Source organism: Gordonia hongkongensis, from assembly GCF_023078355.1.
Lineage (GTDB): Bacteria > Actinomycetota > Actinomycetes > Mycobacteriales > Mycobacteriaceae > Gordonia > Gordonia hongkongensis.
In genome coordinates this window covers 2,644,251-2,657,341 of the sequence record NZ_CP095552.1, presented here as the reverse complement: position 1 = coordinate 2,657,341, position 13,091 = coordinate 2,644,251, and the positions used below count along the sequence as shown (strand labels likewise).

Sequence of the window (13,091 nt, the reverse complement as noted above, 5' to 3'; positions counted from 1 at the left end):
GTGCTGAGTACGGTCGACGCCGTGAAAGCATTCCGCCGGTTCACCGTTCGAGTGCCGCTGCCCGACCCGATCGCGACCCTCGCGCCGTTGTCGCACAACCTGCGCTGGGCGTGGCACACCCCCACCCAGGAGCTGTTCGCCACCATCGACCCGCGCCTGTGGTCGTCGACCGGCGATCCGGTCCGGGTTCTCGCCGACACCGACCCCGCCCGTCTGGCCGAGCTGGCCGACGACGAGGGTTTCGTGGCGCGGGTCGCCGAGGCCCACGTCGACCTCGAGCAGTATCTCGATGCACCGCAGTGGTTCCAGCGGTATGCGGCCGAGTCATCGGGACAGGACGGTTCGGCGCATGACCGGGTGGTGCCCCCGGGAATCGCGTACTTCTCGATGGAGTTCGGCGTCTCCGAGGTCCTGCCGATCTACTCCGGCGGCCTCGGCATCCTCGCCGGTGACCATCTCAAGGCGGCCTCCGACCTCGGGCTGCCGCTGATCGGCGTCGGATTGCTGTACCGCTCCGGTTACTTCCGCCAAGGCCTCGATCACGACGGCTGGCAGATCGAGCGGTATCCCGTGAACGATCCCGCCGACCTGCCCCTCACGCTCCTCGCCCCGGGCGACGGCGCGGAGCCGGTGATCGTCGAGGTCGCGATGCCCGGCGGGGCGACCCTGTCGGCCCAGGTGTGGGTGGCGTCGGTGGGCCGAATCCCGTTGCTGCTCCTCGACTCCGACATCGATCGCAACGACGACCAGCCCGAAGGCGCCGCCCTGCGCGCGGTGACCGACCGGCTCTACGGCGGGGATCAGGAACACCGGATCGCACAGGAGATCCTGCTCGGCATCGGCGGTGTCCGCGCGCTCCGCGAGTACGTCCGGATCACCGGCCGGCCCGAGCCGACGGTGTTCCACATGAACGAGGGACACGCGGGCTTCCTCGGCGTGGAACGCATCCGCGAGCTGGTGGCCGGCGGGCTCGACTTCGACACCGCGGAAGCGGTGGTCCGCGCCTCGAACGTGTTCACCACCCACACCCCGGTGCCGGCCGGGATCGACCGTTTCCCCGCCGACCTCGTCGCCCGTTACCTCGACGCCGACTCCGACGGCAAATCCCGCCTGCTGCCCGGGCTGGCCGCGGCGACGGTGGCCGAACTCGGCGACGAGGCGGACCCCGGCGTCTTCAACATGGCGCACATGGGATTTCGGCTCGGGCAACGCAGCAACGGGGTGTCGCAGCTGCACGGTGCGGTGAGTCGGGAGATGTTCGCCGACCTGTGGCCGGGTTTCGACGCCGCCGATGTGCCCATCGGCGCGGTCACGAACGGCGTGCACGGACCGACCTGGGTGGCCCCGGCGTGGCGTGACTTCGCCGACGGGGACGAGGACTCCGCGCCCGAGGTGTACGCGGGCCTGTCCGACGAGACGATCTGGCGAACGCACGAGGAGCTGCGCGCGGAACTCGTCGACGAGGTGCGGCGGCGCGCACTCGCCAGCGGCCTCGACCGCGGCTTCACCCACGCCGAGCTGGCATGGACCGCCGACCTGTTCGACCCGCACGTGCTGACCATCGGATTCGCACGGCGAGCGGCGACCTACAAGCGGCTGACGCTGATGCTCCGCGATCCCGAGCGCATGCGCGCCATCCTAACCGATCCCGATCGGCCGGTGCAGCTGGTCATCGCGGGCAAGGCCCACCCGGCCGACGAGGGAGGCAAGTCCTTGATCCAGCAGGTCGTCCGGTTCACCGAGGATCCGGAACTGCGCGATCGCATCGTGTTCCTTCCCGACTACGACATCTCGATGGCGCGTTTCATCTACGCCGGTTGCGATGTGTGGCTGAACAATCCGGTCCGTCCCATGGAGGCCTGCGGGACCTCGGGGATGAAATCGGCGCTCAACGGCGGGCTCAATCTGTCGATCCTGGACGGCTGGTGGGACGAGATGGCCGACGGCGACAACGGGTGGGCGATCCCGTCCGCGGAGGGGATCACCGACGAACATCGTCGCGACGATCTGGAGGCGCAGGCGCTGTACACGCTCCTCGAGGAGACGGTGATCCCCCTCTTCTATCGCCGGGCGGACGACGGTGTACCCCGCCGGTGGGTGGAGATGATGCGCCACACCCTCACTCGGCTCGGCCCGCAGGTACTCGCCTCGCGCATGGTCCGCGACTACACGACCGACCTCTACTGCCCGGCCGCCCGCGCCTACGAGTCCGCATGCGCCGACTCCTACGCGGGTGCGCGCGACCTCGCGGCTTATCGCCGGACCCTGGAGACCGGATGGTCGTCGGTGCAGGTGGCCGGGGTCGAGGACGAGCGTCGCGAGGACGGACTCTGGATCACCGCCCATGTGGCATTGGGAGATCTCGCGCCCGAGTCGGTCGCGGTGCAGGTGGTACTCGGCCGGGTCGGCGACGACGGCGAGATCCTGGCACCGACGTTCACCGACATGACCCCCGGACCCGACCGCGATGCGTCGGGCCGGATGGTGTTCACCGCACTGGTGCCGCCGTCGGCCTCCGGTCATCTCGGCTACACCGTCCGGGTCCTGCCCCGCCATCCGCAGTTGTCGTCGGAGTCCGAACTCGGGTTCGTACGCTTTCCGGCGACGACCGGTTGAGGCGGCCGGACTTCCGAGATGAGTTGGCGACCCCCAACTGGCCAGGCCGGCTTAACCAGCGGGGGAAGCCGGCTATGAGCCGCGTCAGCGCTTCTTCAATCGCAGCCGCGAATAGGTGAAGGCGAGCAGCAGCGCGCTGATCACCGCGAGCACCCCGTAGGCGAGTGCGGTGTGCGCGACCGATGTCTCCCACAGCGTGATGCGCTGCGGCGCGGCCACATTGATGTTGTAGAGGTCCACGCTGCCGGCCGCGGCGACATACCCCCAGAACGACGGGAAGATCCACGACAGCTGTTCGAGTCCGATGCCGTCGAGTTTGAACAGGCCGCCGCAGAACACCAACTGGACCATCACGACGATGACCAGCGGGGGCATGACCTGCTCGTTGGATTTGACCGCCGACGAGATGGCGAGACCGACGAGCGTGCTCACGCAGGCGAGGACGGCCACCGCGACGAGCAACGCCAGCGGCGGCGGGAGGATCGGACCGCCGAAGTCGGGCAGCCCTCGACCGGCGAAGGTGATGCCGACCATGATGATCGTCTGCAGCACCGCGGCGACGAAGAACACCACGATCTTGGCGAAAAGGTATGCGCCGGGCCGCAACCCGACGGCGCGCTCGCGTTCGAAGATGTCGCGCTCCCCGACGAGATCGCGCACGGTCAGCGCGGCCCCCATGAACGCGGCCCCGACGACGAGCACGACGAGGATCTGGATCGCCTCCGCGCCGTCCTTCGGTGGCGGCGCGTTCGGGATCACCTCGAGGCGGGCGAACCCGCTCGAACCCGGGATCACCAAGGTGAGCAGGCCGAGCACGACGGGTAGCAGCACGAGGAAGACGAGATAGCCGACGTCGGCGAAGATCAGCCGTACCTGGCGTCGGGCGATGGTCGACGACTGGCGGGTGAAGCTCGTGTGCGGCACCGGTATCGGCGGACCGGGGGGACGCTGGGGCGGCGGCGGATTCGGCGCTCGGCGGTGCCGGTCCAGGTACCGCATGTGTGCGGTGTCCGGCTGATCGGCGACGTACGCGAAGATCTCTGCCCAGTCGGAGGTGCCCATCTCCCCCTCGACCTGTCCGGGCGGGCCGCAGAAGGACGTCTTGCCGCCGGGCGCCAGCAGCAGCACCTGGTCGCACATGGACAGATAGGTCAGCGAGTGCGTGACCACGAGGACCACACGCCCGGCGTCGGCGAGCCGGCGGAGGGTGGCCATCACCTGCCGGTCGAGTGCGGGGTCGAGACCGGAGGTCGGTTCGTCGAGGATGAGCAGTGACGGACCCGTCAGCAACTCCATCGCGACCGACGCGCGCTTCTGCTGGCCGCCGGACAGCTTCTCCACGCGGGTGTCGACATGCTCGGTCAGCTGCAGCTCGCTGAGCACCCCGTCGATGACCCGGTCCCGATCGGCCTTCGAGAGGTCGGGTGGCAGGCGCAGTTCCGCGGCGTAGCACAAGGCCTGCCGGAGCGTGAGCTTGTGGTGCAGGACGTCCTTCTGCGGCACCATGCCGATGCGTGTGCGCAGAGCGTCGTATTCGGCGTGGACGTTGCGGCTCTCGAAGGTGACCAGCCCGCTCGTCGGTGAGTTGAGTCCGGCCGCGATCTTCGACACCGTCGACTTACCCGCGCCCGAGGGGCCGATCACCGCGGTCAGCGTGCCCGGACTGGCGCTGAAGTCCACGTCGGCGAGCAGACGCTTCCCGCCGTCCACGACGAGACTGACCCCGTGGACGTGGAGGCCGTCGGCGACCGCGGCGCTCTCCTGCCCGCGCATCAGCGTGCCGCCGGACACCACGAAGTCGCTGTTGCCGATGGTGACGACGTCGCCGTCGGTCAGTTGCGCGCTCGACACCCGCCGGCCGTTGACGAAGGTTCCGTTGACGCTGCCGAGGTCCTCGATCACGAGGGCAGCCCCGCGGCTGGACACCTGTGCGTGGTGCCGAGACGCCAGGACGTCGCTGACGACGATGTCGTTGTCGGGCGTGCGTCCGATCCGCTGGACTCCGCGGAGCGAGATCGACTCGCGCTCGGGCGGTGTCGGCGCGCCGGGCAGGCGGTAGACCGCCGACACGTTCTGTTGCAGCGCCTGCAGATGCGGCGCGCTCAGGACTTCCTGCGGCATCGGGTCCACTCGGTACTGTCGCCCGCCCGGTGCGTGGGCGGGCATCTGCCCGGAGGCCGGGACGGCCGCGCCCGGGAACCCCGCCGAGCGAGGACCTGACGGCGGGTAGCCCGACTGCATCGGACGCGAGACCGGCGGACCCGGCCGGGACGGCACGCTGCGCCCGGGACCACTCGAGGGCGGTCGGCCGCCGGATGCGGGCACGTCGACCACGAGGTCGACGACCGGACCCGTGTTCACGTCGCCGAGGCGTACCTGGGTCGTACCGGGCACCATGAACTCGGCCATCCGCCGGCCGTTGACGAAGAAGCCGTTGGTGCTGCCGATGTCGACGAGACACCAGGCCGTACCGCGCCACTCGATGGCGAGATGCCGACGCGACACCATCGGATGATTGATCACGATGTCGTTGTCGGGCTCACGCCCCAGGGTGATGCGCTGAGCGCCGCCGCCCAGTGGATGCGGCGCCCCACCGTCGACGATCACTCGTCCACGCGCCATCGATGTGCTGTTCATCGCCGACAACTCTAGTGCTTGACGGCGCTGTTCACGCGGTTCTGTCGAGCAGACAGCCGACCCCGTGGGAGTCGGCTGTCTGCTCGGTCGAGACCACTGTCGCTACAGGTACTGACCCGTGTTCGTCTCGGTGTCGATGGCCCGGCTCGCGCCCGCACTCTTGCCCGTGACCAGCGTGCGGATGTACACGATCCGCTCGCCCTTCTTGCCCGAGATCCGGGCCCAGTCGTCGGGGTTGGTCGTGTTGGGCAGGTCCTCGTTCTCCGCGAACTCGTCGAGGATGGAGTCGAAGAGATGCTGGACGCGCAGACCCGGTGCACCCGTGTCCAGTTGCGACTTGATCGCGTACTTCTTGGCCCGGTCGACGACGTTCTGGATCATCGCGCCGGAGTTGAAGTCCTTGAAGTACATGATCTCTTTGTCGCCGTTGGCGTAGGTGACCTCGAGGAACCGGTTGTCCTCGCTCTCGGCGTACATCCGCTCGACGACCTTCTCGATCATCGCGTTGACACAGGCCGTGCGATCTCCCTCGAATTCGCCGATGTCGTCGGCGTGGATGGGCAGCTCCTCGGTGAGGTACTTGGAGAAGATGTCGATCGCGGATTCGGCGTCGGGACGCTCGATCTTGATCTTCACGTCGAGGCGCCCCGGGCGCAGGATCGCGGGGTCGATCATGTCCTCGCGATTCGACGCACCGATCACGATGACGTTCTCGAGGCCCTCGACGCCGTCGATCTCACTGAGCAGCTGCGGGACGACGGTGGTCTCCACGTCCGAGGAGACGCCCGACCCGCGTGTGCGGAAGATCGAGTCCATCTCGTCGAAGAAGACGATGACCGGCGTGCCCTCCGAAGCCTTCTCGCGCGCCCGCTGGAAGATCAGCCGGATGTGCCGTTCGGTCTCACCGACGAACTTGTTGAGCAGCTCGGGGCCCTTGATGTTCAGGAAGTACGACTTCGCCTCCTTGGCGTCGTCGCCCCGCACCTGCGCGATCTTCTTCGCCAGGGAGTTGGCCACGGCCTTGGCGATGAGCGTCTTGCCACAGCCGGGCGGACCGTAGAGCAGCACGCCCTTCGGGGGACGCAGCTGGTAGTCGCGGAACAGGTCCTTGTGCAGGAACGGGAGTTCGACGGCGTCGCGGATCTGCTCGATCTGGCGGCCCAGGCCACCGATGTCCTCGTAACCGACGTCCGGGACCTCCTCCAGGACGAGATCCTCGACCTCGGCCTTGGGCACCCGCTCGAACGCGAACCCGGCCTTGGTGTCGATGAGCAGTGAGTCGCCGGGACGCAGCTTGCGACGCAGACCGTCCTCACCGTCGACCTCGCCCAGCAGCGGTTCGGCCAGCCAGACCACCCGCTCCTCGTCGGCGTGACCGACGACCAGGGCGCGTTTGCCGTCACCGAGCACCTCGCGCAGCGTGCTGATCTCGCCGACGGTGTCGAATTCGCAGGCCTCGACGATGGTCAGGGCCTCGTTCAGACGCAGGGTCTGCCCCTTGGTCAGCAGGTCGGTGTCGATGTTGGGCGAACAGGTGAGGCGCATCTTGCGGCCCGAGGTGAACACGTCGACGGTGGCGTCGGGGTGCACGTCCAGCAGGACGCCGTACCCGCTCGGCGGCTGACCCAGACGGTCGACCTCCTCGCGGAGAGCGACGAGTTGCTGTCGGGCTTCCTTGAGGGTGTCGAGCAGCTTCGCGTTGCGTGCGGTGAGGCTGTCCACCCGCTCTTGGAGATCCCCGGCCGGCCGGCCGGCTGCGCCGCGCGCAGACGAGTCCGGGCCGCTCCGCGACAGCGGCGACTCGGTGCCGCTCCGCGGCGGGGGCGGAGTGTAGGCGGGGACGAAGCCCTCGTCGGATGCACTGGCGCCCTCGGGAACCGCGCGGTCCCCCAGTGCGTCGTGGCGGTCAGATTCGGTCATTGCTGACTCCTCTCGCCGGCAATCACCCGATCCCTCGATCGGAATGCTCGCGCCGTATCCCTACGCTACCGGCCGAGACGGCGAATCGCCGTCCACCGCGCAATCGCCGGTGTTGACGGTGTGTTAAATGTGCGTCTTCGCAACGTATTCGCGATGTTTCACCGCACAGCCCGGCGACTGGCCGTTGCTCCGCGGCCGCGCTCAGCCCTTGCTCGGACGGCGCTGCGGACGCAGCGTGGTGGTGCCGTCGGCAAGGCGCCGGGCCGTGATCAGAAAAGCGGTGTGGCCTTGCATTTTGTGTTCGGGACGCACCGCGAGGCCCACCGCGCTCCACTCGCGGAGGAGCGTCTCCCAGGCCCGGGGCTCGGTCCAGCACTCCTGCTCGCGCAGGGCCTCCATCACCCGGGACAACTGGGTGACGGTCGCCACGTAGACCGTCAAGACCCCGCCTGGTTTCAACACGGTCCGCACGACGTCGAGCGGTTCCCAGGGCGCGAGCATGTCCAGGATGACGCGATCGAACCGTTCGTTCCGATCCACGTTCGCCAGATCGTCGACGGTGAGGTGCCAGTTGTCTGGCCGTCCCCCGAAGAAGGTCTCGACGTTGCGGATCGCGTGCTCGGCGTGGTCATCCCGGATCTCGAAGGAGACGACCTCTCCGTCGGCACCGACCGCGCGCAGCAGCGAACACGTCAGCGCGCCGGAGCCGGCACCGGCTTCGAGGACGCGGGCGCCCGGGAAGATGTCGCCCTCGAGGACGATCTGGGCGGCGTCCTTGGGATAGATGACCTGGGCCCCGCGCGGCATCGAGAGCACGTAGTCGACGAGCAGCGGGCGCAGCGCCAGATATTGGGTACCGCTGGTCGCGGAGACGATGCTGCCCTCGGGCGAACCGATGAGGTCGTCATGGGAGATGGCACCGCGGTGGGTGTGGAACTGCTTTCCCTCGTCGAGCAGCACCGTGAACTTGCGCCCCTTGGCATCGGTCAGCTGAACCCGGTCGCCGACGACGAACGGTCCGGTGGTGGGCACTGGTGCTTCCTCTCGTGAACGATCCGAACCCGCGCGACTCGGCGCAGGGGTTCGTGGGCCGTGTGGACGTTACCCGACGAGGTGGCCCGGTCCTGCCTCGTGTCGCTGCGGGGAGGGCGCCGCCCGGGTGGCCGGCTAGCGGACCCGAGTGTCGGGACCTCGGACTGTCGGGCCCGGCGCCTACCCTGCGAAGGGTGAGCACGATGACCGGAGTCGGAGACGCCTCCCCCAGCACGACCCCGACAGGGACCCCGGACGGCCCCGACGCGGATGCGCGAGGGATCGTCGGGCGCCCGCTGGCGCTGTCGCCGTCCCGCGCCGCGGACTTCAAGCAGTGCCCGCTGCTCTACCGCTACCGTGCGATCGACCGCTTCCCGGAGACCCCCACCACCGCGCAGACCAGGGGCACCGTCGTCCATGCCGCGCTGGAGAATCTGTTCGACCTCCCGGCCGAGCTCCGCACGCAGGACTCGGCCGAGTTGCTGGTCGAAGGCGCCTGGGCCGCGATGTGCGAGGGCGACCCCGAGCTCGCGAAGGTCATCGGCGAAGGCGGCCAGGCCGCGTTCCTCGCCGATGCGCACAAGCTCATCGCCACCTACTACACGATGGAGAACCCGACCGCCTTCGACGCCGACGCGGTGGAGGAACACGTCGAGATCGACGCCGACGACATGCTCATGCGGGGGTTCATCGACCGCATCGACGTCGCGCCGACCGGCGAGATACGCGTCGTCGACTACAAGACCGGGCGGTCGCCGGGTGAGGCGTACGAAGCCAAGGCGTTGTTCCAGATGAAGTTCTACGCGCTCGCGATCCTGCGCACCCGCGGAGTCGTTCCCGCCCGGTTGCAGCTGATGTACCTCTCCGACGGGCAACAGCTGATCTACCGCCCGGACCGTGATGAGCTGCTCCGCTTCGAGCGCACCCTGCGCGCGATCTGGCAGGCGATCCGCACCGCCGTGGCCTCGGGCGACTTCCGGCCGAAGAAGTCGTGGTCGTGCAAGTTCTGTGAGCACCGCGCCCGGTGTCCGGAGTTCGGGGGCGTCATCCCGCCGTACCCCGGTCCCCCGGCGGGTTTCGCGGTCTGAGCAGCCCCGACGTCCGCGGGACGCCCCCGCCCCGACCCATTATGTCGGCGGTCATAGAGTGACTCGGGTGGAGAACTCGTACTACGAACCCATCGATGCCCCGTCGGATGCTGCCCGTGACGAGGGCGACTTCGAGTACTTCCGCCCGACCGAGGCGACGCTGAGCGTGTGGTCGCCGACGATGCAGCACGGTGGTCCCCCGTCGGCCCTGCTGATGCGGTCGTTGCTGCGGTGCCAGCCCGACCCGGCTCAGCACTTCACGCGTGTGACCACCGAGATCCTCGGCCCGGTCGGGCTGGGCGTCAACCGGGTCGCCGCCCGGGTCGTGCGGCCGGGCCGCCAGATCAGCCTCGTCGAGACCGAACTGCAGGTGCAGCAGGCCGACGGGACATTCCGCGCCGCCGCCCGCTCGGTGGGGTGGCGGCTCCGCGTCGCCGACACCGCCGAGATCGCGAACGGTCCCGATCCCCTGACGCCCGGACCGGACGAGTCGAAGGCGGTGATCGGCTTCTCCGACGACAACGGCGAGGCGGTCGACTGGGGCACCCTCGGGTTCATCGGCACCATCGAGTCGGTCCGGGCCGAGGGGCGCAACGGCTCGACTCCCGCGGTGTGGCTGCGGCCGGCGATCCCGCTCGTCGCCGACGAGAAGACCGAGGACCTGGAGTCGATGTTCACCGTCATCGACGTCGCCAACGGGTTGGGCACCCGACTCCGCCCGAATCGGTGGACGTGGATGAACACCGACACCACCGTGCACCTGACGCGCGTCCCGAGCGGACCGTGGGTCGGCATCGACGCCCACATGATCGCCGGTCCGGACGGGTTCGGCAGCACCTTCGCCGACCTCTACGACGCCTCCGGCCACATCGGCCGGTCGGCCCAGACGGTGATGCTCAGCGCGGTGCAATAGCCACAAACCCACCCCTAATCGGCAAACCCACCAGCTCGCAGCTGGTGGGTTTGCCGAAAATGGGTGGATCTGCCTCCGCTAGAACCGGCAGGACCGGATGTCCGTCGCGAGGATGGCCTTGGCGCCGAGCTCGGACAGCTCGTCCATGAGGTTCTGGTGGTCCTTGCGGGGCACCATTGCGCGGACCGCGACCCAGTCCGGGTCGGCCATGGGCGCCACGGTCGGCGACTCGAGGCCCGGCGTGAGCGCCGACGCCTGATCGAGAAGCGAACGGGGGCAGTCGTAGTCGATCATCACGTACTGCTGTCCGAACACCACGCCCTGCACTCGGGCGACGAACTGCCGTTCGGCCTTGGTGAGGTCGGCGTCGCGTCGGGAGATCAGGACCGCCTCGGAATCGCACAGCGATTCACCGAATGCCACCAGGCCGTGCTGACGCAGCGTGCGACCGGAACCGACGACGTCGGCGATCGCGTCGGCGACACCGAGCTGGATCGAGATCTCGACCGCACCGTCGAGCCGGATGATGTCGGCGGTGATGCCATGACCGGCCAGGTCCTCGCGCACGAGGTTCGGGTACGACGTGGCGATGCGTTTGCCCGCGAGACCGGCCACTGCCCACTGCTGGTCGGCCGGAGCCGCGTAACGGAAGGTCGACGAGCCGAAGCCCATGGCCAGCTGTTCGCCCACCTCGGCGCCGGAGTCGCGGGCGAGGTCACGTCCGGTGATGCCCAGGTCGAGCCGGCCGGAGGCGACGTAGATCGCGATGTCCTTGGGACGCAGGAAGAAGAACTCGACGTCGTTGTTGTTGTCGAGGACCGTGAGGTCCTTGGCGTCGGTCCGGCGGCGATAGCCGGCCTCGGAGAGGATGGCCGACGCGGATTCGGAGAGCGCACCCTTGTTGGGTACGGCCACTCTCAGCATCTCGTTGTCCTTTTCGTGGAGTGCGCCTGCGGGCGCGGGGATGGAGCAGAACTGTGTCGTGTGGACTGTGTCCGGACCGGGTCAACCGGTCACAGATGTCGGTACACGTCCTGCAGCGTCAGTCCCCGCTTGATCATCATCACCTGCAGCCAGTAGACGAGCTGCGAGATCTCCTCGCCGAGCGACTCGTCGGATTCGTGTTCGGCGGCGAGCCAGACCTCACCCGCCTCTTCGATGATCTTCTTGCCCAGGGTGTGGACACCGGAGTCGAGGGCGGCAACGGTACCCGAACCCTCGGGACGGCTCTGCGCCTTGTCGCTGAGTTCGGCGAACAGCTCCTCGAAAGTCTTCACGATTCCTCATTTTTGCATGTGGAGATGCGCGCGAGACCGCCGGTCCATGCACCGGCGACATCGTCGAGGTCCAGCCCGACAAGACTGGTCCGGAAGACGCGCAACCGGCCCGGCTCGACCGGTGCCGCGGACTCGACGACGAGCGTCGGACATCCGGCCGCCGATGCCGCCTGGGCGCCGGTCGGCGAGTCCTCGACGGCCAGACAGTCGGCCGACGGGACACCGAGCAGTTCCGCCGCGCGCAGGTAGGGGTCGGGCGCGGGTTTGCCCACCGCCACCTCGTCGCCGCAGACCGTCGTGGTGAATCGTGCACGCCCGATGGTCTCCAGGGCCACCTCGGTCAACTCCCGCACCGTGTTCGTCACCAGCACCATGGGGATCCCTGCCCCGGCCACCAGGTCGAGTGCTTCGGCTGCGCCGGGACACCACGGCAGGTCGTCGGCGAACAGTTCGGCGACCCGATCGAGAGTCCAGCGTCCGTCGGCATCGGGATCGCGCTCCGCGGCGGACAGACCGGCGGCGTCGTGCACCTTCGCCAATGCGTCCGGCAGCGAGTTCCCGAGAGTGGATTCGCGGAGTTCCGGTGACATGACGATGCCGTGCCGTGCGGCCAGTTCCGCCATCGCGACGTCCCAGATCGGTTCGGAGTCGAGCAGCGTGCCGTCCATGTCCCACAGCACGGCAGCGGGGAGTCGCGCACCCGAGGGTGAGGTGGGGCCGGCGGTGGAGACGGTGGGGGCGGTATCGGTCACCCCTGCATCATCGCAACCCACCGCTCGGTGGGCTCGTCGGCGGGGTAGAACAGCTCGATGGTCAGCTCCTCGAGGGTGACATCGCGTGGGGAGCCGAACGTCGTGAGGGTGCTGAAGAAGGACAGCACCTGGTCGCCGAGGGCGAGCCGGAACGGCACCAGCAACTGCGGTTGTCCCCCGACTCCGGCACGGTCGCGGGCGAGACGTCCGTCGAGTGCGGCGACGGTCGGATATCCCGAGACCTCCCGTTCGAGGTCGGCGAGGCGCGGATCGCCGGTGATCCGCGCCATCCGCCGGAGCAACTCGAGCAGGTAGGTCGCCCACTCGTCGAAGTTGTGCGTGGCCCGCGCGAATCCGTCCGGATGCAGCGACACCCGGAACAGGTTGACCGGTCCGGTCTGCAGTTCGGGCGGCAACAACTCGAGAAGGGTGAGCGCGGTGTCGTTGGCCAGCACGACGTTCCAGGTCCGGTCGAGCGCCATGCCCATGTTCGGGTTGTGGGCGTCGAGCAATCGCTGGACCGACGACCGGACGTGGGCCATCGTGTCCGAGTCGAGCGGTTCCTCGCTGTAGCGGGGTGCGTGCCCGGCAGCGAGGAGCAGCGAATTTCGTTCTCGCAGTGGAACATCGAGCCGCTCGGAGAGCGCCTCGAGCAGCGCCGGACTCGGGCGTGACCGGCCGGTCTCGACGAAACTGAGGTGACGCGGCGAGACACCGACCTCGTACGCGAGATCCAGCTGGCTCAACGAGCGGCGAGAGCGCCACTGCCGCAGCATGCTTCCCACCTCGACGGTCATGGGGGTCATGGTAGGTCCCGGGCGGGAGCGTGGCGACTACCTCACGGGTAGCGGTCGCC

10 protein-coding genes are annotated in these 13,091 nt (G+C 68.6%); 3 read left to right on the top strand and 7 right to left on the bottom strand.

Annotation, left to right across the window (positions count from 1 at the left end):
- Nucleotides 1–21 precede the first annotated feature (21 nt).
- Entirely contained in the window at nucleotides 22–2,616 is a 2,595-nt protein-coding gene (gene glgP / locus MVF96_RS12040; protein WP_247449169.1) for an alpha-glucan family phosphorylase, read from the top strand.
- 84 nt (nucleotides 2,617–2,700) lie between these two features.
- Here the strand turns inward: glgP and MVF96_RS12035 are convergent, their stop codons facing one another.
- From MVF96_RS12035 to MVF96_RS12025, 3 genes are all read right to left on the bottom strand, one after another.
- Entirely contained in the window at nucleotides 2,701–5,238 is a 2,538-nt protein-coding gene (locus MVF96_RS12035) for an FHA domain-containing protein (protein ID WP_247452099.1), read from the bottom strand.
- 117 nt (nucleotides 5,239–5,355) lie between these two features.
- Nucleotides 5,356–7,173, bottom strand: a complete 1,818-nt coding sequence (arc, locus tag MVF96_RS12030) for a proteasome ATPase (protein WP_247449168.1) — start codon at nucleotides 7,171–7,173, stop codon at nucleotides 5,356–5,358.
- Nucleotides 7,174–7,374: 201 nt separating this feature from the next.
- Complete coding sequence (locus MVF96_RS12025) at nucleotides 7,375–8,205, bottom strand: tRNA (adenine-N1)-methyltransferase (protein WP_159370771.1); 831 nt, start codon at nucleotides 8,203–8,205, stop codon at nucleotides 7,375–7,377.
- Nucleotides 8,206–8,408: 203 nt separating this feature from the next.
- Between MVF96_RS12025 and MVF96_RS12020 the strand changes: the two genes are divergently transcribed.
- Together MVF96_RS12020 and MVF96_RS12015 are read left to right on the top strand one after the other, a co-directional pair.
- A complete protein-coding gene (locus MVF96_RS12020; RefSeq protein ID WP_058250581.1) occupies nucleotides 8,409–9,293 on the top strand; it encodes a RecB family exonuclease in 885 nt (294 codons plus the stop codon).
- Nucleotides 9,294–9,360: 67 nt separating this feature from the next.
- Complete coding sequence (locus MVF96_RS12015) at nucleotides 9,361–10,206, top strand: thioesterase family protein (RefSeq protein WP_165630100.1); 846 nt, start codon at nucleotides 9,361–9,363, stop codon at nucleotides 10,204–10,206.
- Nucleotides 10,207–10,284: 78 nt separating this feature from the next.
- Here the strand turns inward: MVF96_RS12015 and hisG are convergent, their stop codons facing one another.
- From hisG to MVF96_RS11995, 4 genes are all read right to left on the bottom strand, one after another.
- Nucleotides 10,285–11,130: an ATP phosphoribosyltransferase gene (hisG, locus tag MVF96_RS12010; protein WP_247452040.1), complete on the bottom strand. Its 846-nt coding sequence runs from the start codon at nucleotides 11,128–11,130 to the stop codon at nucleotides 10,285–10,287.
- A gap of 89 nt (nucleotides 11,131–11,219) precedes the next feature.
- Nucleotides 11,220–11,483, bottom strand: a complete 264-nt coding sequence (locus MVF96_RS12005; RefSeq protein ID WP_014926729.1) for a phosphoribosyl-ATP diphosphatase — start codon at nucleotides 11,481–11,483, stop codon at nucleotides 11,220–11,222.
- The gene (locus MVF96_RS12000; protein WP_418930433.1) at nucleotides 11,480–12,235 is read right to left on the bottom strand and encodes an HAD family hydrolase; all 756 of its coding nucleotides are present in this window, start codon (nucleotides 12,233–12,235) and stop codon (nucleotides 11,480–11,482) included. The genes MVF96_RS12005 and MVF96_RS12000 overlap by 4 nt, the downstream gene beginning before the upstream one ends.
- Nucleotides 12,232–13,032, bottom strand: a complete 801-nt coding sequence (locus MVF96_RS11995; RefSeq protein WP_058250424.1) for a helix-turn-helix transcriptional regulator — start codon at nucleotides 13,030–13,032, stop codon at nucleotides 12,232–12,234. The genes MVF96_RS12000 and MVF96_RS11995 overlap by 4 nt, the downstream gene beginning before the upstream one ends.
- Between the last annotated feature and the right edge of the window lie 59 nt (nucleotides 13,033–13,091).

Coding starts and splice junctions, on each gene's coding strand:
- MVF96_RS12035 (WP_247452099.1), bottom strand. CDS start 5,238: ATGGCGCGTGGACGAGTGATCGTCGACGGTGGGGCGCCGCATCCACTG.
- arc (WP_247449168.1), bottom strand. CDS start 7,173: ATGACCGAATCTGACCGCCACGACGCACTGGGGGACCGCGCGGTTCCC.
- MVF96_RS12020 (WP_058250581.1), top strand. CDS start 8,409: ATGACCGGAGTCGGAGACGCCTCCCCCAGCACGACCCCGACAGGGACC.
- hisG (WP_247452040.1), bottom strand. CDS start 11,130: ATGCTGAGAGTGGCCGTACCCAACAAGGGTGCGCTCTCCGAATCCGCG.
- MVF96_RS11995 (WP_058250424.1), bottom strand. CDS start 13,032: ATGACCGTCGAGGTGGGAAGCATGCTGCGGCAGTGGCGCTCTCGCCGC.